Annotated in this window: 19 protein-coding genes and 1 pseudogene; 5 read left to right on the forward strand and 15 right to left on the reverse strand. The window is 44.4% G+C overall.

Annotated features, from left to right (window positions below; genetic code table 11):
• Window positions 1-47: 47 nt before the first annotated feature.
• From DC345_RS29080 to DC345_RS29090, 4 genes are all read right to left on the reverse strand, one after another.
• A complete protein-coding gene (locus DC345_RS29080; RefSeq protein ID WP_309304355.1) occupies window positions 48-551 on the reverse strand; it encodes a hypothetical protein in 504 nt (167 codons plus the stop codon).
• An 8-nt stretch (window positions 552-559) separates the two neighbouring features.
• A complete protein-coding gene (locus DC345_RS29085; RefSeq protein WP_113056095.1) occupies window positions 560-1,594 on the reverse strand; it encodes a WXG100 family type VII secretion target in 1,035 nt (344 codons plus the stop codon).
• Window positions 1,595-1,754: 160 nt separating this feature from the next.
• Window positions 1,755-1,979: a hypothetical protein gene (locus tag DC345_RS31910; protein WP_143781496.1), complete on the reverse strand. Its 225-nt coding sequence runs from the start codon at window positions 1,977-1,979 to the stop codon at window positions 1,755-1,757.
• 193 nt (window positions 1,980-2,172) lie between these two features.
• Window positions 2,173-2,688, reverse strand: coding sequence for a HEPN domain-containing protein (locus DC345_RS29090; RefSeq protein ID WP_181586772.1), 516 nt, complete (start codon window positions 2,686-2,688; stop codon window positions 2,173-2,175).
• Between the two features lie 141 nt (window positions 2,689-2,829).
• Here DC345_RS29090 and DC345_RS29095 point away from each other — a divergent pair, with 141 nt between their 5' ends.
• Window positions 2,830-3,171, forward strand: a complete 342-nt coding sequence (locus DC345_RS29095; RefSeq protein WP_036606225.1) for a helix-turn-helix domain-containing protein — start codon at window positions 2,830-2,832, stop codon at window positions 3,169-3,171.
• A 72-nt stretch (window positions 3,172-3,243) separates the two neighbouring features.
• Here the strand turns inward: DC345_RS29095 and DC345_RS29100 are convergent, their stop codons facing one another.
• The 6 genes and pseudogenes from DC345_RS29100 to DC345_RS29125 form a co-directional block, all read right to left on the reverse strand.
• On the reverse strand, window positions 3,244-5,103 hold the full coding sequence (locus tag DC345_RS29100) for a DUF2075 domain-containing protein (protein WP_113056097.1): 1,860 nt from the start codon (window positions 5,101-5,103) through the stop codon (window positions 3,244-3,246).
• Between the two features lie 37 nt (window positions 5,104-5,140).
• Window positions 5,141-5,962 carry a hypothetical protein gene (locus DC345_RS29105; protein ID WP_113056098.1) on the reverse strand — a complete coding sequence of 274 codons (822 nt, stop codon included), beginning with the start codon at window positions 5,960-5,962 and terminating at the stop codon, window positions 5,141-5,143.
• Window positions 5,963-6,013: 51 nt separating this feature from the next.
• Window positions 6,014-9,137 (reverse strand): annotated as a pseudogene (locus DC345_RS29110) (DUF3427 domain-containing protein).
• 232 nt (window positions 9,138-9,369) lie between these two features.
• Entirely contained in the window at window positions 9,370-10,029 is a 660-nt protein-coding gene (locus tag DC345_RS29115; protein ID WP_113056099.1) for a hypothetical protein, read from the reverse strand.
• A gap of 182 nt (window positions 10,030-10,211) precedes the next feature.
• Entirely contained in the window at window positions 10,212-10,694 is a 483-nt protein-coding gene (locus DC345_RS29120; RefSeq protein ID WP_113056100.1) for a hypothetical protein, read from the reverse strand.
• The gene (locus tag DC345_RS29125) at window positions 10,694-11,866 is read right to left on the reverse strand and encodes a WXG100 family type VII secretion target (protein WP_181586773.1); all 1,173 of its coding nucleotides are present in this window, start codon (window positions 11,864-11,866) and stop codon (window positions 10,694-10,696) included. The genes DC345_RS29120 and DC345_RS29125 overlap by 1 nt, the downstream gene beginning before the upstream one ends.
• 309 nt (window positions 11,867-12,175) lie before the next feature.
• On the opposite strand from DC345_RS29125, the gene DC345_RS29130 reads away from it, so the two are divergent.
• A complete protein-coding gene (locus tag DC345_RS29130) occupies window positions 12,176-12,562 on the forward strand; it encodes a VOC family protein (RefSeq protein ID WP_113056102.1) in 387 nt (128 codons plus the stop codon).
• A 128-nt stretch (window positions 12,563-12,690) separates the two neighbouring features.
• Here the strand turns inward: DC345_RS29130 and DC345_RS29135 are convergent, their stop codons facing one another.
• The gene (locus DC345_RS29135) at window positions 12,691-13,161 is read right to left on the reverse strand and encodes a DUF4362 domain-containing protein (RefSeq protein WP_113056103.1); all 471 of its coding nucleotides are present in this window, start codon (window positions 13,159-13,161) and stop codon (window positions 12,691-12,693) included.
• 198 nt (window positions 13,162-13,359) lie between these two features.
• On the opposite strand from DC345_RS29135, the gene DC345_RS29140 reads away from it, so the two are divergent.
• Window positions 13,360-14,928 (forward strand): stalk domain-containing protein, encoded by a 1,569-nt coding sequence (locus DC345_RS29140; RefSeq protein WP_113056104.1) that lies wholly within the window; start codon window positions 13,360-13,362, stop codon window positions 14,926-14,928.
• 176 nt (window positions 14,929-15,104) lie between these two features.
• Here the strand turns inward: DC345_RS29140 and DC345_RS29145 are convergent, their stop codons facing one another.
• Entirely contained in the window at window positions 15,105-18,584 is a 3,480-nt protein-coding gene (locus DC345_RS29145; RefSeq protein ID WP_113056105.1) for a glycoside hydrolase family 2 TIM barrel-domain containing protein, read from the reverse strand.
• Between the two features lie 223 nt (window positions 18,585-18,807).
• Complete coding sequence (locus DC345_RS29150) at window positions 18,808-19,965, reverse strand: epoxide hydrolase family protein (RefSeq protein WP_113056106.1); 1,158 nt, start codon at window positions 19,963-19,965, stop codon at window positions 18,808-18,810.
• Window positions 19,966-20,125: 160 nt separating this feature from the next.
• Here DC345_RS29150 and DC345_RS29155 point away from each other — a divergent pair, with 160 nt between their 5' ends.
• Together DC345_RS29155 and DC345_RS29160 are read left to right on the forward strand one after the other, a co-directional pair.
• Window positions 20,126-20,707: a hypothetical protein gene (locus DC345_RS29155; protein WP_113056107.1), complete on the forward strand. Its 582-nt coding sequence runs from the start codon at window positions 20,126-20,128 to the stop codon at window positions 20,705-20,707.
• A 200-nt stretch (window positions 20,708-20,907) separates the two neighbouring features.
• Window positions 20,908-22,677 carry an alpha-glycosidase gene (locus DC345_RS29160; protein ID WP_113056108.1) on the forward strand — a complete coding sequence of 590 codons (1,770 nt, stop codon included), beginning with the start codon at window positions 20,908-20,910 and terminating at the stop codon, window positions 22,675-22,677.
• Window positions 22,678-22,910: 233 nt separating this feature from the next.
• Here the strand turns inward: DC345_RS29160 and DC345_RS29165 are convergent, their stop codons facing one another.
• The gene (locus DC345_RS29165) at window positions 22,911-24,320 is read right to left on the reverse strand and encodes an ANL family adenylate-forming protein (RefSeq protein WP_113056109.1); all 1,410 of its coding nucleotides are present in this window, start codon (window positions 24,318-24,320) and stop codon (window positions 22,911-22,913) included.
• A complete protein-coding gene (locus DC345_RS29170) occupies window positions 24,317-25,738 on the reverse strand; it encodes a hypothetical protein (protein ID WP_113056110.1) in 1,422 nt (473 codons plus the stop codon). The genes DC345_RS29165 and DC345_RS29170 overlap by 4 nt, the downstream gene beginning before the upstream one ends.
• Between the last annotated feature and the right edge of the window lies 1 nt (window position 25,739).

Consider the following 25,739-nt stretch of genomic DNA (forward strand, 5'->3'; position numbering starts at 1 on the left):
ATTATTAATGTCTATTTTTCTGCATCAAACTCTGGTTCAGAAGGATTTTAAGCCAACAGTTTCGAGACAATAACATTCGTATCCATCATTTCTTTATCAATCTCGACTAAGCAAGTGTCATCATCCATAGCTGGTTCATAACCGATTCTAACCTTCTCAATTGCATACTTGTTCTTAATATCAAGAATATACTCTATTAACTTCTGAGCTTCTAACGTTGTCTCTGAATTTTCTCCGCTGAACAATTCCTCTTCAGGAAAGTTAATTACAATATCTCCAAATTCCTCATCAAATGAGAATACAATCATCACGTCGTTAAAGGTATGACCCAGGTTAAGCTGAGACAACAATACATTTCCCGTTCCCTTAGGAGAAAGAATCTCTTCAAGGCTCTCTATTTGCTGAAATTCAATATCGTTTTCACTACGGTTATCATAAAAGTGAGAACTTTTGATCCGATCCACCTGAATGTTCAAATCATTCTTAATGAATCGATCTAGATTATTTTTGTTAAAATCAATCAAAATAATTTCTAAACTTTCCAAATTCACAACCTCCATCATTGATCGATAAATCCTTTGAATGAACCATCTTGGTTAAGCCTTGCTCCGCGACCATCAGGTAAATTCTTTTCGAGGAAAGTAATACCTCTATTATTTGTAATTTTCTTAAATTCACCTGGAGCATCAAGTATATCCTGTAAATGCTTTTGAGCTACTTGATTAATTTGTTCAGGCCCACCTCTAACTCTTCCCCATATATCTGGGTTTCGCCCTGCATGTTTCTGCAAAGCATGTCCTACAACGGTTTCTCCACCTTTTTTGGGAGCAGTAGCAGAACTAATAACGGTATCTCTGTTAAATATCACAGGGTTTACACCATTCAAGTTGTCTAGCTTAGACTTTGGAAACTTCAATCCTCCAGTCGGAACCTTATAACCCCTATTATACGTTCCTGTAAAAGCCAACACGAGCTTAGCAGTCTGTAAACCTCCAATAGAAACTGCTGCTTGCCATGCAGGTATGGATTCTCCAGTTACGGGATGATGACCTTCCTTAAATGCGCTGATCTGTTCATCATATATATCCCCCCCACTAGACACCGGTTGCTTAGGCCCAGCCCTCATTTCCTCATAGGTACCACCCTGTTCCCAATACTTAACAAACTCCTTTTGCCCTGGCATCCCATCCTCTGCTTCACTGGCAGGCATGTTAACTCCAAACAAAGGGTTATATACCATTCGTCGTTGTTCTTCTGTGTTACTTATATTATGGTTCATCATTGTATGGACAGCAATCTGTCCAGCAACGGCTCCCAAGCTCACCTGTTCCTGATCTGCTTGTTCGAATCTCTCAGCAATCGCGAACAGATCTTGGGATGACTTAACCATACTTTCCAGTGCTCGATCAAGTACTGAACGTGACTGCTGAAAATCATAGAAAAATCGTTCTTGTGTTGCTCCCGCCCACTGAGACTGGATGAATCCGATCCGTGCGGTCAGGTCATTACGTATACCCTCCAACTGCTGCCTACCCTGCTCGATCTGTCTGGATACATACAACAGTTGCTCTGGTGTCACTTTAATTGTACTCATATCATTCTCCGCGTTTGAAATAGGATTTTACCATGTTAGCAGAAGCTTGATGTATATACATCCTTCTAACATCCTGATTTTTCCTTTCTCACCATAACAATATTTCCAACAACGTACTTCATAGGTCCTAATTCAAAGGAAATCTTCTTAATCTCTTGATTTAATAGAAAATAATTAACAAACACACCAACGGGCACGCCGTTAACAATGCCGCTGTAAAACTGATCTGTGCCGCGACTCGTCCTCCGGTAAACTCTTGCCGTGAAAAGAACATCCAGATCGAGAGGTACGTAGCGCCTAGTGGGAATGAAATTATCCCTCTAAACGTACTCGGTTCCATGTATCCAGTCATCATGCTTTTACCAATTAGGATTAATGTAACCAATTCCAATATAGATAATATAAAAAACGCGATAGCAATCACTCTTTTCAAAATGTACACCTACTTTCCAGACGCAAAGCAAAGAGCATCCTTTGTATTCTCTGCATCATATATCCTTTATTTGGATGATATCATCTTGTAAGCGTAACATAGATAAATCAAACATTTAACCCAAATGATCAATTAAAAAAACATCTTACTCTGATGAATCCTTCATCAAACGTGCAGATAGATCATCCAATATCTCTTCCGTTCGTTGAATAAGACTTTCGATGTTGTTTAGTTTTAGTGGTTGATCGTGTGGACAATCCTCCAAAGATGACATATGTTGCATCGTGCCGATGAACAATGCAATATCCAATCCGAGTTCAGTGTCCGTATGCACTAAAGGCAAGATTTCATTCATGGTGAGTTCTTTGGGGGGATGAACTGAATGATACTTATGGATATAAAGCGCCTTAATCATGGAAGCTAGAGCCCAATCACATAGAATTAGGCAGGCTTTAAACTGATTGTGATTACACATGATGGCGGCAAGTTTGAGATGATACTTAGCATGTTGGTGGTAGGCCATTATTGTGGTACGTAGCATGTGGTAAGCAGGAGTATGTTTGGAACTAGGTTGTGTGGAGATATCATGGTCTTGCAAACGTGGGGTAAAATCTACTTGGTGATTACAATGTGCTACGGTTATGGACCAATTTCTTGCCATTGTCATCCCTCCAAAGAGTTAATACCAGTATTATACAATAAAATGATACATATAGTAATCAATTAGATTATTTGTATTCTTCGTTTGGTGTTTACCTTGAGGAAACTTGTCTACACTTTTGAACATAGAGAGGTGAATACCATGAACGAGGACAGAGAAGTTCTGAAGCTGGTCGGAGCCAGAATTCGCGCACTACGCAAAGAAAGAGGGTATTCACAGGAATCCCTCGGAGAAAAAGGTGGATTTCATTTTTCATACATAGGACAGATCGAACGTGGAGAAAAGAATGTTTCTTTGGTAAACCTCGCAAAGATCGCTGAATCTTTAGATGTTAATTTGATTCAATTATTTGCTTATATAGAAGAAGAGTTTGAAGTAACTGAAGATGAGAAACAAATCAAAGAAATTGTACAACTGCTAAGAGATTCTTCTCCTGATAATATTCGAGTAGCCAAAAATGTTATTAAAGGAATATTGATGTGAAAACACGAACCCTATCCGTCCATTTATGGACGGATAGGGTTTCTCTCTACTTTGCACAGTCCATGGTACACATCATTCTGAATTTGCTCTGCTACATAAATAATTCATCAATTCTTTATCCCGACAGTAAACATAACAACCTTTCATCCCCCGAGACATCAAGATTTTATAAATATTTTTGATCAGTTTTGTTAGTTCCTCGTTTTTAAATTTAAGTCCTCGTTTTCCCATTCTATCTTTGTACTCATCATAATCTGAATAAAGTTCCATTTTCTCCGAATCGAATTTAAGATCATTCCCTATAATTACGCCTACATAATCAAATTCAAGACCTTGAGATGTATGAACGCACCCGATCTGATCTATACCACTCTCATGAATAGCCCAGGTGCTTGATATAGAACGTGCATTCCAAGGCATAGCAAAACGATGTTCTTCAATAGTGACATCCGGAATTTCCCCATTGCGATTACCTTCTTTATCAGCTGTCCAATTCCAAGCAAATCCTGCTAACATCCTCGCCTTATATCCCTGATCGTTTTTACTTTTGATTAGATCGTATACTTCGTTAGGCGTATCTACTAATTTGAATTCAAAAGAATCTTGATCCCAACCATCGAAATTAGCGGTGGGACGAATCTGTAAAGCATCATCAACCCAATTCAAAAATCCTTCTGCTCCAGAACAACGGAACTGTGCTGCTAGTGAATATTCATGCACTTCCGAATCATATAGGGCAGCTAAACGTTTAATCTCGTCTATAGAACCTATATCTTCAGGACGAATACGTTGAAAGTCATCTATGAAAAACACATTCACTTTAGATGCTTTTATGATATCCTCGATCTGATTCTCCCCAAGATATTGATATGCTCCTTTACCTTTTAAACGATGCGCCTCATCCACAACAAGTACGTCGTACATATCAGCTGGCTCTTTGTAAAACTGACTTGATCCCGTAAATAACATCTTTGTCCTAGTTTTGTTTCTAGCTTGTCGCTGAGTCAAGGTCTCTACCATAACCGTCCGGAATGAAGCATTCGGCGCAATGAATTTAACATTCAACTTATTTTTAAGTAATCCACCAAGGGCATTCATAGATATCACTGATTTACCTGTTCCAGGCCCACCTTGCACAATGATTGTGCGTTTTACATCTATTTGCTTGGCAAGGCTCATAATGGCCTCGTATGCAACCTTCTGCTCATCAAGTAAAACAAAATCAGAGTTCCCTTGAAATAATCCATCGATATGATCAATTAGTTTCTTAGAAGGACGAATCTTACCATTCTCAATTAAATAAAGTAAATTAACTCCATTCCCTTCACCTACATGCCTTTTTAGAAAATCTTGAAGTTTAGAAGCATCATCAGCTAAAAACAAAGGAGCTTCACGGATGATATCCTGATATTGATTATATTGAAGGGGGTCCGGCTGTACTGTCCTGTAGTTATGTAGATATGCACATGAGTATCCGTTAATATCTTTGGAATATACGGCCTCATTCATATCACTCAGATACTGTTTGTATGACCATGCTTGATATGAAGGATGCGGTGTCTCTCTTGTTCTACCTCCAATAAAGGCCCTTACAACATCCTCCCGATCCATAGCCTCTACTGCATCCCATTGTTTTAACTCAACGATCACAAAGTTATCATTCTTTTTTTCATCCTGACCTGCAATGATAAAATCTATTCGTTTACTTGTAGAAGGAATGTTGTACTCAATTAATATCCCGCAGTCATCTGCTACCTTCGAATTACGGATAATTTTCTCCATAAACTGCATAGAGTTGTTCCAAGCTCGTACTTCCCCTTGATTGGGTCTTTTTCCCATACCTTTAATGAATGCTTCTTCAATCTGAACTGTAATTTGATTGTTATCAACAGATTCCCGAAAAGCTAATGCGTTACTGCTGTAGATAATCATGGTGCACCGCCTGTAATTGAATTAATTCATCTGATTTTTATATGTGATAATCTATTGATTCTTCTCCGTTTCTAAATAATCTTAAAAAATAAATTTTTTCAGAGAGTATCTCTGATCGTTGTTTTGTGCGGAATACTGTCGCTTCCTCAATATGTAACTCATTACCAAGTAAAAAATACTCATTATCAATAGGATAATAGATATACCATTTTATATTGTCCTTAGCCTTAATGTAAAAACACTCCTCAGAGTATTTATTGTATTTCTTCAAAAGTTGCGTTGCTGTCTGAATTGTCAAAGCAACAAAACAAATATTCACGAAGGTAATGGTTAAAAGAATAGCTATAATAGAACCTAACAACTGTTCAATTATATTAAAGTTTATAGATAATTGACTTTCTAAAATTGTCGCAACTAAAAAACCAGGTATAAATGAGAACAAACATCCAATATGAAAAATAAAGATTATGGATACCACAATAAATTTATTGGCTTTTGGAAGTAATCTATCAAAAACATCTATCTTAAAATAAGATACATAAATTAGAACAACATAACTAGTAATAGTTCCCCATAGAATATAGTAGACAATGGACGAACTAATTTTAATTTCGTAAAAGAAAATAATTATAAGGCAACTACACAAAACAGAAAAAATAAAATTCATGAAAAATTTAAACATTCTAACATATAACTTCTTTTCTTTAGTGAAGAATAATTGCTCGATTTTAGTAGACGTTACAGTAGTTATTATTTGATTTTTTCTTATAAAAGCAACTAAAGTTCCAATGAAAACAATTATACTGCCCAGACCACTAATTTTTGATATTATTGACCATTCCGCAATTTGACTCCACACTTTCTTACAGCTCCATTCCAACTTATAATAACTTATATTTTCAAATAATCTTCAAACAATACACTTATTCGCCACCGCCACCATCTTCGCAGGCATCTCTTCCCGCAGTCGCCATACAAAGCTCATCGGTTTGTTCCCCTCATGACTCACATAATCGGCTTCCCCCAAGAAGACAAATGGTGACGTATAGCCATGCTCTTCCTTATACTCCCGCACGAACAGCGCAATCCGGTTGCCTGTCTCGCGGTGATGAATATACCGCTGCGCAGTAGCCGTATGCTCCGACACCCTGCTCTGTGTCTGCCAGTGGAATAGCCGCTCGTTGATCGCATAATCCTCGTACAACGTTGAGGGTGAAAAATCTTTGTCCGATTTGTTCAATGTAATGAAGAAAATATCCGTCTGCTCATCGGCAAAATACTTCACCCCTTCACGGAAGGCGGGTGATTGCTCAGCGTTCCAGTAGCCGAAGGCGGCAAGCACTTGGTCGATGGAGTACATACAGTGGATATCCAGTGGACAAGTGTACGGGAATGAATTGCTTTTATCCACAAATCGCAGATGAGCCAGATTATATTTGAAAATATCCACAAGCTCTGCTCGGAATGCCTCACAAGACAACACACGCTGTACACCCTCTTCGATGCTGCTCAATCCCAATTTCTCGGGCGCAGCCCGGTGGAAAGTGTAATAGAACATAATCAACATGCGCTGTTCATCCGCCGTCGTCGGTTCTTTGCCCTTTTCAATAAAGTCGATCAGGAACGTCAGCCAGCTTCGGGAGTTGATCGTCAACACAGATGGCAGTCTGCGGATGTACTCATCTTGTTCACTCTCGATTGACTCTGTCAGTCCGGCTTCGGCCAACATGCCGCACCTTCTCCCCGTACGTCCACCATACAATTCAACTAGTGTCATCCCGTGATGTTCCACAAAATGAGCCAGTGTCAGCGGCAGTCCGGTGTCTTGTTGGAAGGTTTGAAGCTTCTGGATCAACGCTCTGCGATTACGACTCATTTGCTTGAGGTTGCGCATGATGTATTCCTTCGCTTGCTTTTCCAATTGAATGAACGTGCCGCGGGGTAGATTTGAAAAGCCGTTCTCGACGTAGTGCGAGATGGAATGTTTGGTAGCGCCGATCAGGGCACGGAATTTATCCTGGTATCTGTATTCCTGATGCGCTTGTCCGATGAAGTCGAGCACGGTCAGGCACTCTTTGCCATCCGTAGTCCACGTCCCAACTGTTGCAGGAATACGGTCAGACTTTCGGTAGGACGCAGGAACAGAATGGTGTTCACCTCAGGGATATCCACGCCCTCATTGTACAGATCCACGACAAAGATCATGCGCAGTTCCCCGTTCACCAGCTGTCCTTTCGCAGAATGACGCTCCTGTTCTCTCGACCCACCATGCAGGGCTATAGATGGAATGCCGGCTTCGTTAAATATTTTTGCCATATACATCGCATGATCCACCCCTACACAGAAACCAAGTCCCTTCACATCGTCCAGATCGGTTACGTATTTGTTCAGACTTTGTATGATCTGGTTGGCACGGATTTTGTTATGGGTGTAGAGCTTCTCCAGCTCATTCAGGTCGTAGCCTTTACGCGACCACTTCACCTGGGACAGATCGACAGTATCGGTGACGCCAAAATATTGAAACGGACTCAGCAGCCTCCGATCAATCGCATCAGTCAGACGGATCTCGGCGGCAATCGTATGATCGAAGTAGGCGGTAATGTCTTTGCCATCCATCCGTTCCGGCGTGGCAGTGAGTCCTAGTAAAATCTTAGGCTCATAGTGTGACAACAACTTCTGGTACGAGGGCGCTGCGGCATGGTGGAATCATCCACAATGATGTAATCGTAATAGTCTGGGCTGGTGATTTCCGTCAGCTTCATGGAGTTAAGACTCTGAATACTAACAAACAAGTGGTCCAGCGCCTCCGCTCGGTGATTTCCGACATGCAGCTCACCAAAGTTCATATCCTTCAGGATATACCGAAACGTGTCACGGCTTTGCTTCAAAATTTCTTCCCGATGGGCGACAAAAAGCAGCTTGGCTCCCGCATGGCTTGCCCGGAATCGCTTGTAGTCGAAGGCAGAGATGACCGTTTTGCCGACACCTGTGGCGGCGACGATGAGGTTGCGGTTTCGTCCATACAGCGTACGCTCGGCGTGAAGCTGTTCCAGCACTTCCTTTTGGTAATCGTAAGGCTGGATGTCGAGGTGAAAGTGGTTTGGGTGATCTTTTTTGCGATTCAGAGCCGCCTTCAACTGTGCCTCATGTCCTTCATCCTCAGCCACATATCGCGTGAATTCGCGGTCATTCCAGTAACTCTCGAAGGTCGCTTCAATCTTGCGAAGAACGTCGAGTGAATCCTTCTCCGTCACCTTGAGGTTCCACTCCATACCACTGGTCAGCGCCGGGTTGGACAGGTTAGAGGAGCCGACATAGGCTGTCGTGAATCCAGTATCACGGTGGAAAATGTACGTTTTGGCGTGCAGCCGTGTCACTTTGGTATCATACGAAATCTGGATCTCTGTGTTAGGTAATTTGCTAAGTTCAGTAATAGCCTTGAGGTCGGTTGCTTCCATATAGTTGGTCGTGATGATCCGCAGCTTCCCGCCGCCGGCTGTGAATTGTTGAAGCTGTTCCAGAAGCAGGCGAAGTCCGCTGAATTTGATAAATGACACCAGCCAATCGATCCGATCGGCGGTCACGATCTCTTTTTGCAGCTCCAGTAACATACTCGGTTCGGACTTCGCGCCTGTGAATAATGAACTTTGGGAGATCGGCGTATCTGGACGAACGATTTTGGTATCCCGGACCGCACGAATGCTATTCAACTTGGAATACACATGGGTCAACACTTCCCCCTGCTCATCCAGTTGCAATTCGTTATACTCTTCTTCCCCCAGTGTGCCTTTCAGGGTAGTAATAATCTCATTACACGTTCGGATCTGCGCCAACACTGCCGTTTTATCTTCCGTCTGTTCCCGTACAATCTTGAGCGCTCGCCGCGTTACCGCCGCCAAATACGTGGACAGCAACTTGCGCGCTTCCTCCGCATCCAGCTTCTCGGTCCCAATGTTATACACATCCGGGTCCAGCGCAGAAATCTCCTGCCTGGTGATGGTGTTGATAAGCTGTTCATATATGCCTTGTTTCATGAATGTACCTCGTATGGGTGTAGGATGGTTGTGGATAGTTCTCTATGTATATGGTGAGTTAGATAATTGGTATAACTAAGTATTACTTCTACTATATTATCGTCCAGTATGGGAATAATTTCATTAGTTGTTTTGATATCGAAAAAGTGGAGTTCTTCCTATTACCTCTAAACGGCAGGAGTACTCCACTTCCAATGTGCATCTCATATCTAGTATCAAGTTTTATTCTTAATTACCACTCATATCTCGGATTCAGTGAGTCTCTCCACACTTCATCAACGTGATTGACACTTTGTTCTTGAAAATAAACTCTATTCTCATTCTCAAGATCATTCAAAAATTGTGGCCAATCCTTTTCATTAATTTCCGTTGATTCAGGATCCCCAACTACTTTCAACCATCGGTTGTTTAACTGTTGATACTCCATAATTCTTGCTTTAAGTTCAGGTGTTAAAGGGTAATTTGTGGCATCCAATCTGTCGAATGTTATTAGCATACGTTGAAGCGTTAGGGGCAACGTGTCACTTCGATCTAGTTTGTCTGTTAATGATTTGGCAGGTCTGGCTAGTACAGTCATTTCTTCATTAAAGCTTTGATTCATCAAATTATTCTTATTAATAATCTGAATCATATTCATCAAATTATAAGATAGCTGCCTCGCTTGTTCTCCATCTTCTATCATCTCGTTCGTTATTTTCTCTTTCTCCAGTATGCGTTTAAAATAGGATTCATTGTTTAAAATCGCACTCTTCATATCAACCATATCTTGTCGTACATTCATCGTTAAATACTCTTCGTATATTCTTTTTTCTTTATAAAAGCTATAGGTTAGAACGAGTAGCACTGCAAAACCTAAACATCCAACGATTAGAAATCGTTTTTTCAGTCTCATGATTTACATTCCTCCTCCGACAAGGCCCATTAGTTGGATGGTTATTGAGTAAACACCACTACCAAGGAGTTATACTAACTCAACTAACCTTGAATCAGATTATATAAATAAGCCTGTTCCTACTTAGTAACCAAGTTGGAATAGGCTGTTTAATATTTCTAGATGTCACATGTTAATAATCTTTAGGATCGCGGATTTTTATAACACCAATCCGGGTCGTAAGGTAGAGCTTTTAATTTTTTCATATCCTCCCAACTGTAAACCCAGTCATAGTCTGCTACCCAAAAATAATCATTAGGGTTTAACTTGAGGTAGTGGTAAATAAATTCAAAAACAAGTTCCTGAACACCGTATATCTCTTCTATGCAGCCAACCTGAAAAAGATCTCTGTCTGCTTCTAGCCCAACATCATCATTATAGTAAAATTCCAATCCCGGATTATCTGTTGCATCCACGTAGAAGATAAACGAATAGTTATTTTCTTTGATTAATTTATGGCTTATGTTCATGGTAGTTGAGAGGAAATGTCCATCGGTTGAATAATTTTTACTATTATGAAAGTTAAGCATAGCATCTGCATTAAAAGCTGCAACTATAGAATCTGATAGTAACTTTTCAGTTGTATATTTTTTTCTCTCCGTTAATATAAATGCGGAAGTTCCCATTATTTTAATACCCCCTTTAATTCTTCCAATGAATTCACAACAGTTACACCTTGCTTTTCAATGCGTTCTAACATTTGTGAATGTTCTGATCTCAAATTGTTTAACGGTTTATCAATATATAGAATTACCTGCTTTTGTTCTGGATTAAAGAATAACTCGTGGTTTTTATCCATAAATTTATTGAATTGATCTTCTTTTACAGCTTTAATTGAAGCCTTCACCTCAATAATTGCATTTTTGGTAACTACGTCTAGATCACCCGCCGGTTCGCCATTCTCCTTTAGGATCTTTTGCCCAAATGCTGTAACTTGCTGCTCTTTGTTGATAAAGTCGGCAACCTTGGCTTCAGTGGCTTTACCTACGTCTGGACTTTTCAAAAAGTTAACAACATCACGATCAATATTTTTAGGGTGTTGGTCAACAAACGTCAGCTCATTACCAGCAGGATTCGTATATTTTGTTTTGTTTCCATCCCTAACTATACTACCAAAATCGCCCTCTTTCCCCTTCCCACCACCCAGATCGCTATGCTTATTTTCAACAGTACGAAGCGCCTTGCCAACAAAGGCATAGGCCAATACCTGACCCATCACAGAACCACTATAATACCCGGCCCCACTCTCATTCACCTGTTTCTTCTGCTCATCCACAAATTGACCTACATCAGACCTGGCTGTTCCGTTTCCCCAGGCTGCATCCCAAGCAAACTTAATGCCTCGCCCAACATCGACCACCTTACCCAAAGTCAGCCCATAGGCCACACTAGCGACCGTGCCGAATGGATCATAAAAGAGCGCCTCCGCCGTCTGTCCCATTCCGGTTACTGTTTCTCCCACCGACTTGTCCAGCAGTCCAACACCGAAATTTCGTTTCAGTTCTTCAGGTATATATAGAGCAACCTCACCCGAACCATCGGCTGTTCTGAAATTCTTCGCTATAAAAATAAATTCGTTCTGAATTTTATCAAATAGTCCTAGTGTGGCCGGGAAAACTTCTTTCACCTGCATAAAATCCCAGAAGAACCGCTCTCCTGTCACACCTGACCATTCCGATTGCAGCATATAAATGGATTTCTCCAGTTCCCTGACCATACGCTCCAGTTCCTGTTTTTTCTGCTGGACGAGTCGGGCTTTTTCCTCTAATACATCGGGGTGTACCTCGATTCGTTGCATTCCGTCTTCACCGCCAACCTGACCGTAGTATATGTACCTAAATTTTAACAAGTTAGAATGGGGATTGGAATCAAACGGAGGATTCATTTTCACATAGTCTAACTGGAAGTTGGTAAAGATCCTTAGGCAGATATATTGCGCATTCGTGCATGTTACTCCAAAATTCGATCAATTGGTTAAAATGTCCGAAGGCTCGCCATTGCCTAATTCGATTACCACACCAAGCTCTAAGGTATAATAAATGACATACTATTATATACAACCCTCGTCTCACAGGTCCTAATGATTCAATTTGAAGGAGGCTCATCCATGAAATTAGAACGACTTGATCATCTCGTGTTAACCGTAGAGAATCTGGAAGCAACGATTGCATTTTATTCGAATGTATTAGGCATGCAAGCGGTCGAGTTCGGCCAGGGCCGAAAAGCATTACAATTTGGACAGCAAAAAATCAATCTGCATGAACGGGGCAAAGAGTTTGAACCGAAAGCTCATATCCCCACACCGGGTTCAGCAGATCTTTGTTTTCTGGTCAGCACACCGCTGGAAGAAGTCATTGCACATTTAACACACCAGAACATTAAAATCGAAGAAGGACCAGTCAAGCGGACAGGTGCTCTGGGACCAATCTGTTCGGTGTATATACGTGATCCTGACGGTAATCTGATCGAACTATCCAATGCTTTGTATGCATAAGCCATCAGCTCTCACTCTCCATATGGCAGCAAAAAGATCCTGAAAAGCCTCGGCTTCGCAGGATCTTTTTTGATTTACAGCATGAATAATTACATAGCTCAACTATTTACGGTTAGATACCGCTCTCATCACTTGGGAATAGAAAAGGTACTGCCTTCCTTCTCACAATCGGTTAACACGTTAAAAACACGTCCTTGCTCACTCTTCATCGTACCGATCCCTTTGCAGGTGTTGGTCGTGATCCCCTGTTTGGAGCCATAGGCATCCCTTGAGTTATCATAAGTCGATTGAATGACTGAGCCATCGTATATCAATTCATAGATGATGGCCCCACCTTCGATGGTATACATCGTCACACGAACCTGATCCTGCTGCTTCTTCTCCACATTCTTCACAAATGTATTCCACTTATCCTTGTTCCGCATGCCTTCGAGAAGTACAACGACATCTCCGCTTTGCTCCGCTTGCTCAGGGTTATGTGGCTCAATAATTTCCGGGAATGAATTCAAAACCACTGGAGAATCCACTGTCGGATCGTTTGCCTCACAGGCTGTTAACATCATTAACGCTAACGAAAGCGTGAGCAGTACCCTTTTCATCCAATCACCTCATGTTTAAGACGCTAATGTCTCCGTACATGTTACCTATGTGCTGTTAGAAATAACGTAAACACACCCAGTACCGACTTTCAATATAAAGGAATTTTTATCGTTTGTATGTAACTTCAACCCTCCATAAAGTGTTTATATAACAATGCATCTTTCACTTCCATCTCATCTGAAAAAGAGGCGATACACATGCGTTTGGCTAACCCATCCGATGACATAGCAAAAGAAAAACGACGTCCCACTTCACGCTTGAATCATAGACCTAATAGTAAAAGTAAAGCGTCCCGACGATTCGCCATTACAATGGCTGCCGCATTAGTTGCATCAAGCTTGTTGTTGGAGCTGACAGCTGAGCCAACTACTCATGCAGCCACTAACGTACAGCATTCCGCCAGTAACACTTCTGTTCAATCGAATGCAGCAAATACAGAGAAGAAACTCCACTATACCGCCGTAGAGGGGGCTTATTATTACACAGTCGCCTTGAGAAGTGATGGTTCGGTCTGGACCTGGGGCCGCAATCTGTTTGGAGAGCTGGGTGTGAGCGAGAACATTCGATATCGTCATACATTTAGTCCCATCCGCGTACCGGAACTATCTGATGTAATAGCTATTTCAGCCGCCGGTGGTGGAATCAACGCCGCCGTTCAGGCAGATGGAACGGTCTGGGAGTGGGGTGCTGGCAAACTACCAAGCAAAGTCGAAAGCATCAACTCTGCGAAGGATGTAGTGACTGGTTCTTTCACTGTCGCCCTTCTCCAGAAAGGGACAGTATGGTCATGGCAGCGCCCTACCGCTCAAGGAGGCGATTCTGATCTGAAACGTAAACCACATGCGATTAGCGGACTGAAAGATGTTATCCAGGTTGGATCCGCAGGTCTGCATGGATATGCTTTGAAGAAAGATGGCTCCGTATGGACATGGAACGAGCCCGACGAACCCGGGAATGTCCTGTCCAAACCTACCAAGATAAAAGGTCTGACCAACATATCTTCGATCACAAGTACAGATACGTCCCTGCTTGCACTGGATAAGAACGGGAAAGTCTGGGGTGTGGACGAGAAAGGGAAAGCATTCGCCTTTGATTACGACTTCAAGGTGAAGAAGATGGATGGAAATTCGCAATATATGTTATTACTTACGACATCCGGTGAGGTGTACAGTTACGGAAGGAGCGTGAACGGTAAAGAAGGAAAAGTAAACCATTTATCCGGCATTACCGATATTTCAGCAGGATATTACCACAGTCTTGCCCTATCCTCGGATGGAACCGTCTGGGGCTGGGGAAGTGATAAATACGAGGAAGCGGGTGCACCTGCAACGTCATCTGGAGGAATGGTCTACAAACCCGTTCAAGCCAAGATTGGCACAGATGTATATCTGAACGGTGAGCTGTTCCAGTCAATGTATGCCGCTGTTGAAACGCCTAAGACCGTGCAACTGCCAATCAAAGCCATCGCCACAGCACTTGGAGCAAAATTTGAGATTCATCAGGTGGAAGGTAGCCTGAACCACTATACGTTGAAATATGACAATCGGACAATCACAATCCGACCTAACGAAACACAGTATGTTATAACTTCCGCAGATGCATCTGAGGAGCGAGTCATGCAGCTACCTGAGCCCATCAATAATTACTCGGGAGCAACTACAGTGCCTTTTGAGGTATTGCGTGGTTTGGGATTGAACGTGTCCTGGGATTCAGAGAAAGCGATGCTGACCATTGACGATGCTGATAAGAAAGATTCAGGAAGCTAACCGAGTCGCTTTAACACCAAATGAATCCCTTCAACATAAGAAAAATCCCCTTCAGATAAACATCTTGTTCTTAACGAACACCGTTTACTTGAAGGGGATTACTCTTTTAGCACCCACAGTACTCCATCCGTTGGAGCAATGGAAGGTAGCGTTTCACTTACTTGACATCGTGCATCCTACTTCTCGAACCGGAACCAGCCAAAGTCAAACTGACTGCCCGGCAGGAATATAAAGGTCACCTTCTGCACACCTTTCACCTGCTCAAGCTCAAACACGCGTTCCTCATATCCATCGGACTGTGTGAACTCCACCAGTTGATTGCTCTGTCCGTTCTCACCTGCAAAGCGGATATGAATCGTGTTTTTATCAATCGGCGAACGTCCATAGATCACAAGCTTGGACGTGCCTTCTGTTGTGAAGTCCATATTTTCAAACTCCAGCGACACATTGTTTCCGATCCCCTCGACATGATCACCCTCGATCTTGAACGTATCCCCGTAGAGATGATCGCATGATGCAGCCGTATTCTGCTCAAATGCGCGGCTTTGGCGCTCGAATGAGAAGCCTTTGATATGAATCTTCTGCTTCAGTACAAAACAGATCGACGTAATCCCGCTCAGCCGCTTGGACAGTTGATACGTCTCTTCCTGATATACATTCCATCTGGATTCTTTGTCATACACCACATCTGCCAGCAGTGTACTTCCCTCTTCATCCGGCATACCTTCCCAGATCTGAATGAAGTACTCTTCACTGGACAACGCAAAAATTGGAATCGTAATGGTATCGGAGCCGTACGGCCCGAAGTCGATATTGCGGAAGCCCACGTGTGTCTCCCCGTCCCGGCTTGTCGCTACCCCACGTTCATTGCCGTTACCGACATCTCCTTTGGTGTAATCGTACAGTCCACCTGTAATAAAGCCGTATGGATCTTTGTAAGCCGTGCCCAGTCCCGTTGCTTTGAACTCCAGTTGGGAGATTAGTTTCGTTTTATCGGTACCATTACTGCTCGTCGCACGAAGACGGAATTCCCCATCGCCCAGAGCGGATACGTTGACTTCCAGGCCATTGGCTTCGACCTTGGCAATGTTGGATTCAATACCTGCATCGTTCACCACTGCCCACTCGATATCCCGATAGGATGTGTTCTCCGGATACAGCTTGGCTTTCACCGTCATTTGCTGTTTCGATGCGTCGAACAGCTGTCCACCTTCGCTGATCATCTCGATTTTCCGCAAAGGAATCTCCTGCACGCGTCCCGTCAGAACCGGACGTTCCGTATTACTCATGAGTACGGTTTGCTCCTGACTTGCAGCCGCCTCGGAATCACCTAAGGTACGATCTCCAGCGCCTGCAACAGCTTGTGATTCGAACTCGGCAACTGCACTTTGCAATCCTTCCGAGGTCACCTCGATCTTCACCGTTCCCGATTCGTTCGTTGCCCCGATGATTGCCATCAGCTTGCCGCTGAATAGCCTTCTGCTCAGTCCTTTGTATGGATCATAGTCCGTGCTGTCCCCGTTATCGAGACCGAGCAGACGACCTGCACCTGTCACTTGGACCTTCACACGATTGTTGGCATTTTGCACCGGATTGCCTGCTTCATCTTCCACTTGAATTTCCACGAAAATCAGATCAGTACCATTTGCTTGCAGCTGCTCCCGATCGGCTTGCAGACGAATCTTCTTCGCATCTGTATAGGATTTTTGCACATCCGTTGCAATTACGTTACCGTTCTCATCATAAGCGATCGCTTTAAGCTCACCCCCTTCATATGGCACTTTCCACCAGCCTGCCAGCTGGGTTCCCTTTGCATGGTCGATATCATACGTGCCGATTGTTTTGCCATTCAGCTGCAATTCAATCTTCGGCGCATTACTGCACACGCGTACATCAATCAGCTGACCCGGGCTGAAATCCCAGTAAGGGAACAGGTGAACCATCGGACTTTTCTTATAATCCGTCCAGGCTGCTTGGTAAATATAGTAGGAATCTTTCGGGAACGTTGCTGTATCCAGCTGTCCAAAATACGAATTCTTCGTATGATACGGTGTTGGTTCTCCAATATAATCGAATCCCGTCCACAGGAACTGCCCCAAGGAATACGGCGTATCTCGTTCTGCCAAAATGCAATATTCTGCTGACTTTGCGCCCCAGCTTGTTGTACTGTTGCCCAAAGCCGAGCACTGCTCATCATCGTCTGCCAGTATGGATTGCTCAAACGGGAAGTGATAGATCCCACGGCTCTGCACCACAGACGAGGTTTCACTACCATAGATAATCCAGTCCGGATGTTCCTCATGATGCTTGTCGTAGTATTTCTCCGCGTAGTTATATCCTGCGAGCTTCACGATATCAGCGCATTTTTGTGCGTTTTCCCACGGCATGTAGTTCGAACCGATCGTCACACCTGCATTGCCTTTTGGATCAAATTCCAGTACATAATCCATCAGCATGCGGGTTACTTCTTGGCCCCGCTCATCCGCATGGGTATCGTAAATTTCGTTGCCGATACTCCACATGATCAGACTTGCATGGTTACGGTCACGCTTCACCCAGCTCTTCACATCAGTATGTGCCCATTCCGGGAAAAATCTCGCATAGTCGTAAGGGGTCTTGGCTCTCTCCCACATATCGAACGCTTCCGAAACGATCAGCATACCCATCTCATCCGCAAGTTCCATGAACTCTTTGGCAGGCATGTTATGAGCGGTCCGAATGGCGTTAACGCCCATTTCTTTCAACAGCACAAATCTTCTGCGCAGTGCCGTCAGGTTAAAAGCAGCCCCAAGCGCACCGAGATCATGGTGTTCACACACACCGTTCAGCTTCATCTTGACCCCATTCAGGTGGAATCCTTCGCTCGCATCCAGCTTGATATCCCTGAAGCCAATCCGCTGTGTGACGGACTCGATTGTCTCATAGCCCTGCTCACCTGTAGCTAATTGAAGTTCCGTTACCAGATCATACAGATTCGGTTCATCCGGGCTCCATAACTTCGGAAGATCGACCGTCAGCTGTTGGGTGTTGGATTGTATCTCTTCATGTCCGGTGTCTTTACCCGCTGCAGCTGTAACGTCCGCTTTGCTGGAAAAGATCTGATTACCCTTATACCAAATCGTGTGCACAAGTTGTGCGTTCTGATTGAGACTTAGCTCCGTATCCACCTCAACCTGCCAACCTTCTGGCTGCTGCTGAATGGATACATAGGTACCATCTGTGACGATATAATTCCGATCTCTCGTTTTGAGCCACACATTGCGATAAATTCCAGCCCCCGAATACCATCTGCTGTTGGGACTCTGATGCACAACTTTGACTACAATTTCGTTGTCACCTTCCACCAAAGCACTCGTGATCTCATGCTCAAAAGCCGAATAGCCGTATTTCCACTCTCCAACAAGCTGACCGTTTACATATACGGAAGAATCCATATACACCCCGTCAAAGCAAAGCAGAAGCTGCTGGTCATCCTTCGTATATGGGAATGTCTTGCGATACCATCCGATGCTGTCCTCATACAGTTCAAGCGTATTATAGATCAGCCAATCATGAGGAAGCTCAACCGGTTCAAACGTTAATCCCGTAGACTCCGTAACTTCCAGCTTACTTTTCGCAAATTGCCATCCATCCGTAAAAAGCTTTTTCTGATTCATCTCAGCTCTCACTTTCTGTGTGTATTATGATTGCGGTTACAAACAAAAACAGACTATTTTCCGAAAACCTTTTCGAAAATAACTTGGTGAGACAATAACACTTCACCCGATTATATCATCTGACCGCCTCTGTACGTCACTTTTTGAGCAGATTCAAGAAAAAAAGATCCCGCTTTTAGATATCCAAGTCGGGACCTTATGAATTCAACTATATATAACTACATTAATTGTTCATTGCTCGAATCGGTCTGTAGAATGCCCGAATATCATCCGCCAGCAACTCCGGTTCTTCCAAAGCCGTAAAATGCCCTCCACTAGGCATGGAGGTCCAGCGCGTTACGTTCAGGTTTTGCATCGCCCAAGACTTGGGCGGCAGCACGATATCCGCAGGAAATATGGCAATGCCTGTCGGAACTTCTATACGGCCCAGTGGTGGCAAGGAATGCGAATTTTCGTAGTACATACGTGTGGATGATCCTATGGTATTCGTAACCCAATAGATCATAATATGAGTCAGCAACTCATCCTTGCTAAATAGTTGATTGAGGTCACCTTTACAGTCGCTCCATGCACGAAATTTCTCAATGATCCAAGCGGCCAAACCTACCGGCGAATCGGAAAGTCCGTACGCAAGTGTCTGAGGTTTGGTTGATTGAATGGACATATAACCCCCTTCTTGTGAAATCCATGTTGAAGCATTTTTCTTGTACTCTCGTTCTTCCTCTGAGCGTTCTGCCTCATCCTGGGAAGATAAAAGATCTCTTATGATACCAATATCCGTTAAGTGGATTCCAACTAGAAGTTCAGGATGATTCGATGCCAGATAACGTGTAACGCCAGAGCCAATATCTCCACCTGCAGCAGCGAATTTGTTGTAGCCTAATTCTTTGGTCATTAGTTTGGCCCACATCCGGGAGACACGAGAATTGTTGAAGCCAGGTTGGTTAGGGCGACTAGAGAATCCGAATCCAGGCAGTGAAGGCACAATGACATCAAAAGAATCCTCCGGATTACCTCCATGACTCGCAGGATCGGTCAGGAGAGGGATAATCTTTTGATAACGAAGGTAGCTATCGGGCCATCCATGGGTAAGAATAATCGGCAGAGGGTTAGGCCCTTTACCACGCTCATGTACGAAGTGCACATCCACCCCATCCAACTGGCAACGAAACTGGGAAAATTGATTCAACCTGGACTCTTGTGCTCGCCAGTCATAATGATCTCTCCAATAAGAGACAAGTGATTTTAAATAACTGAGATCAGTTCCTCGCTCCCAGCCGGAGTCTACCAATTGATCTGGCCAACGGATGTGATGCAGCCGATATTGCAAATCGTCCAAAATCTCATCAGAGACATGAATATGAAAACGTTCAACAGTCATCAAGATTTCCTCCCTTTTTGTTGATTCACAACGTTATTATAACCTTTTATAGCTATTCATAGATTCCATCTTTGTCAATTGATTCCTGTAATTTCTTGTCGTGCTATGTTAGATTATCCATTGGAATAATATCACATATATAGATAGGGGAAATTAGAACGTGAAGAAATCATGGGTACTATCAATCATTATGAGTTTTGTTTTGCTCGGCGGAGTATTCGCACCTGCAGGGTCGTATGCCGCTGCTGCGGATGACTCAACTACTACATATTCGGAAGACGAATACTACGAAGAAGTTGACACATCGGAACAAGAACCGATCCCTACAGCCGAAGAGGAAGATTTCCTCAACTACCTGGATCAGTTGGATACCGCATCGGTATATGAAGAGAAAGCCTTCAACGCCTTGGGAGGAGGATTTTACATTACATCTTCCAATCGCAAGTCCGTTTTCCTGAAATTGACCAACACAGCGATTCCTAACTACACCAAATATGTTTCCAAGCTGAAGCTGATTAAACCGCAAAATGCGGAACTGCAAAAAATCCATGCCAACTTGATCAAAGGTAGTTATACACAGCTTGAAGGATTCCAACTCGCTAAAAAGGCTGTCTCCAAAACAACGGTAAACAGCGCTGTCCTGAAACAAGCCAATGCCAAAATTGATACCGGCAAGAAAAGTATCGAGAAATATCACAAAGAAATTTCTGCTTATGCCAATAAGCTTGGGTATGATTTCTAAATAATAGTACCCAAAATTAAACGATGAATTCAACTCATCTTTTCAGGAAAAAAAAGTGTTTTCTTTTTCCAATTTAGTTCGTATAATAGCACTATAATCAAAAGGCTATGCTGCCGAAAGGTACAACCTCGTGAACATTGGGGTTGTGCCTTTTTTGCGTTTATAGCCATATTATCCATCCCAGATAAGGAGTGAATGCTATGTTACTTGAAGCTATTTATCATCGTCCCAAAATGAATTGGTCCTACGTATATGACCGTTCCACCATGCACCTGAGGCTACGTTCCAAGCGGGGCGATCTGGATGCTGTTATCGCCATCATCGGGGATAAATATGCATGGGATCGTACGGTCCTCCACCTTCCGATGCGAATCTTTGCCCGTGATGCCTTGTTCGATTATTGGGAAGTGGAAGCGCAACCACCCTACCGCAGATTACGCTACGGCTTCCAACTGATCGAGGGAGAGGAATCGGTCTGGATGACGGAACGGGGATTCGAGCAGGCTTTGCCTGATCATCCGTTGGAATTTTTCGATTTTCCATTTATGAATCCGGTGGATTTCTTCGAGGCACCTGCTTGGGTTAAGGATGCTGTATTCTATCAGATCTTCCCTGAACGTTTTGCCAATGGTGATCCGTCTATCAGTCCGAAGAATGCTGAACCCTGGGGCGGTGAACCGACACCTGTCAATTTTTTCGGAGGTGATTTACAAGGAGTTCTGGATCACCTTGATCATCTGAGCGCACTTGGCATTAACGCCATTTATTTCTGCCCGGTGTTCCAGGCTACAACCAACCATAAGTACAATACCGCAGACTACCTGAGGGTTGATCCCCACTTTGGCACCAATGAGAAATTGAAGGAGCTTGTGGATGCATGCCATGCACGCGGCATACGGGTAGTTCTGGACGCGGTATTTAACCACTCCGGTAGAGAATTTCTTCCATTCGCGGATGTGCTTGAAAAAGGGGCTGCTTCCCGTTATGCGGATTGGTTCCATGTCAGAGAATGGCCAGCACGTATCGAAGACGGTATCCCCACATATGATACCTTTGCCTTTGAACCCCTTATGCCCAAACTGAACACGGAACATCCCGAGGTTAAGGAATATTTGCTGGAGGTGGCCCGTTACTGGATTCAGGATATGGGTATCGACGGTTGGAGGCTGGATGTTGCCAATGAGGTAGACCATCAATTCTGGCGTGAATTCCGACAAACGGTCAAATCACTTAACCCGGATGCCTATCTTCTCGGCGAAATCTGGCATGATTCCATCATGTGGCTGCAGGGGGATCAGTTTGATGCAGTCATGAACTACCCTTTCACGAATTCAGTCATGGATTACGCTGTGCTTGGCAAGCTGGACGGCCTCGGATTTGCCAACGAGGTTGGCAAACTGCTGGCTGCGTATTCACAGCCTGTAACCGAAGCGGCCTTCAACCTGCTCGGCAGTCATGACACGCCAAGACTGCTCACCGTGTGTGAAGGGGATGTACGCAAAATGAAGCTAGCAGTCATTCTGCTGCTTACGTACCCAGGCGCTCCTTGTATTTACTATGGCGACGAGGTAGGACTGGATGGTGGCTATGATCCAGGTTGTCGCAAATGTATGGAGTGGGACGAACAGAAGCAGAACAAGGATCTGCTCGAATTCTTCACCCAAGCCATTGCCCTGCGTAAACAACACGCTGCATTGCGCAGTGCGGACATCACAATGATTTATGCGGAAGCCGGAGACCCGTGCATTGCCATCGGACGCAAGAATCAGGATACGGGGGAACAATTCGTACTCGTCCTGAATGCAAGTGAAGAACCACGCAGTTTGGAGTTGCCACTACACCAAGGAACTTGGCGTAATGTATTCTCAGCCACAACTCGGGAAACTCAGCAGAACAAGCTGAAGCTGGACCTAGACGCGTACGGTTTCTCCCTGTTGCAGTTGGATGTCAAATCACACGTGAAGGCATAACATCTTGCTTCATTCTCAATCCTTTCTCCGATGAGACTCTTGGTACTTCGTATAGGCTATCTTCCATTAAATTGTGTGGAAGGATATCTCTCGTACGAATAACTTCGACTCTGTTTAACAAAAGGGGAACCCTCGGTGCGTCGCGCATCCGAAGGTTCCCCTCTCCTATTACAACTCATGATGTCCCCTGCTGCGTTGGCATTCATGAGTCACTTTATCCATTCGTTCATTCCCTATTGTGCCCCTTGCGAATCCTCCTCCAGGCTTGCCGCAACCTCATCCCGAACGGCGGAGATTGGACCGGGATTTCTTATTTTCTTCATTCTTGGACTTGTTAATGTCTCCTGGGTAATTACAATCTTTTGCGGGATTTTGTACTGGGGCAGCTTGTCTCGGCAAAAGTCCCAGATTTGTCTGCGCAGTTCCGTAAGAGGATGCTCACCTGTAAGTTTGACCGTGGCCTTTACCATCTGCCCCATAATTCCACTCGGTTCCCCGCTCACCACAGCCACTTCAATGGCATCCATTTGCTCCAGAATACTCTCCACTTCCGCAGGGTAAACTTTACGCCCGCCTACATTAATGATCTCGGAGCGGCGACCCAAAATGCGAATGTAACCACCCTCCATCTCCGCTTCATCGCCGGTCTGGAGCCAGCCATCTTCCGTGAACGGAGATGGAGCGTTCAGATACCCGATCATGGCCGTTGTCGTTTGGATCTCAAGCAGCCCGTCCACAATCCGATAACGGACTTCCCCATCACGAACCGTAAATAGCAATGAACCCGAATCCTTGGAGCGTGTCGGCAGAATGCCAAGCTCTGACATGCCATAAGCCTGCACCGTACGTACATTCGGAAACTGTCTATTCCATGCGGTAAGCAGCGCCTCCGGCATAACCTCTGATCCATAGGAAATCACTTCGAGACTGGATAGATCAAACTCAGGATAGACTCCGCTAAGGAGCAGCAAATTCATGAACGTTGGTGAGACTGGCAGTGCCTGAACACGGTGCTTTTCAATGGTTTTGCATACTTCCAGGGGGGAGCGATCCGGTATGACGCATAAACAGCCGCCGCTGGACAGGGATTGCAGCATTGTGTTTAAGCCGCCAATGTGGTCAAACATCATGAAAGGGATCGTACAGAGCGGCCGGACTTGCCGCCTGAACCCGTGCAACAGACGATCCGCGCTGTGAACAGCAGCTTTGCTTTGTCCTGTCGATCCGGATGAGAAGATCACCAGACCTGCTTTCTTTTCCTGACTCAGCTTTGCCAATATCGGGGACCGACTCCCTTGCACAGAGCAATGTCTGGCTATAGCTTCCCCTTCCCCAACACTCATTCGCCATTCTGCCTGAGCGAGCGCTGTATACTCATTCCGTTTGGCCTCAATCAAGTGTCGATCCAGCGGAACCACAATACAATTCCGTTCCAGAAGAGCGATCAGTGCCGCTGCGGCATAAGGAGAATAATCCTCTTCAAGCACAACGATGGCCCCTTCGAGCCCTTCAGTGGAAATCCACTGGCTAAAGGTCTGAATCTGATCCAATAACCAGTTATAACTATATTGTTCGTCCTTCCATATCAACGCAGGGTGACTACCATACGCGGCGAACCGTTCCAGAAGGAAAGTGATATTCATCCCTCATCATCCTTTGAGCAATGTTTCAATTGCCCCTCCAAATATTTAACCAGTGATTCTACCGTTCGATAAGGACTTTCCGGCATGGAAGCGGCCGCCAATTCCGCGAGAGTTATCCCTATGCCAAATGTATCTTCAACCCCTTGCTCAACAACCGCAAGTAAAGTGACAAGTTCAAGGGAGTCCAGTCTCCCCCGACTTCCATACAGGGGTGCTTGCAAGCCATGCTCCAGAGGAATGGACGCGTTATGGTACCGATTGATCTCATGGCAGCTATCCAGCACAATCCGCTCAATGACTTCACGATGTGAAGGCGTAGGCGCGGGATTTTCCACAGTCGATGGGATCTGTCTGAAGCGATCGGCATGCTGATGTGTCGTCATTAGCGCTTCGTACCAGCGTAATTCGTCCGCCGCCAATTGTTCGATAATAACCGTTAACTGCTCCCGCCATTCAGGGCTTCGTTTCATTCTGGCGATCTGCAGCAGCTTATGCGCCTGTTCCCACCGGGCAATCATTGCACCGAATTCCTCAACATATTGATCATGAGGAGAATCGAGCCATTCTGCTGCTTCCTCCAGCAAATCGCGGAAAAAGTAGCGGCTCCATCGCATGTCGAACAGGAACGCGGAGATGGCTTTCTCCTGTTCCCGATCCACCTCGGCATCCGGGTGCAATCTTTGTAACAATTGTGATGTTACAGCCTGTCCAAAATAATAGCTTCGATTGCCCTGCCAGATCGTTCTACCCGCGATGAATTCATGAGCCTGCGTCGCCAGCGCAGAGCGCAGCATGTTTCGGTAGCCTGCAGCGTCGAGTGTCTCCACAGCACGAATCTCCATCGTGCCATATGTTCGTAATGTTTCTTTGCGACGGGCTATTTCGAGCTCGGAGATATTTTTGTTTCCTTTCCAGAACTCCTGGAAATCAGTAGACGATACAGCTCCCATGTATTTGGAGGGAACGGGATCATAGACATAGAACTGCTCCTCATCCATTCCGTACACAGCCAGCCAATGATCGACCAGATGCAGGCGTGAATCTTGTTTAACGAGTTTATGAATATACTCGGGATTTCGATAATCTTCCCCATAGGGCAAGCAATAACTTGTGCCTGTAACGACCAAAATGCCCTCGTTTTCAAGGCGTTCCCGAATATATGCCTTTCCTTGTTCGAAGCTGTCAAACTCCCGTTCTCCTAACACTTCCCACATCGGCTCTTCATAATCCAGCTTATGAAAGTAAGGCTTGATCAGGCCACGATCCGAACAGGAAGTCAGACTATACAAGCGGCTGGAAGCCAACAGGCCGAGACTGCTTATCGAGCCCTGACGTTGAAGGATTTCGTGAATCAAAGGAAAATTGCAGGGATAATAATACGGAATATCCATCGTTGGTTGAAATGGTTGACTAATCATG

Origin of the sequence: Paenibacillus taichungensis (assembly GCF_003287275.1) — a bacterium.
Lineage (GTDB): Bacteria > Bacillota > Bacilli > Paenibacillales > Paenibacillaceae > Paenibacillus > Paenibacillus taichungensis_A.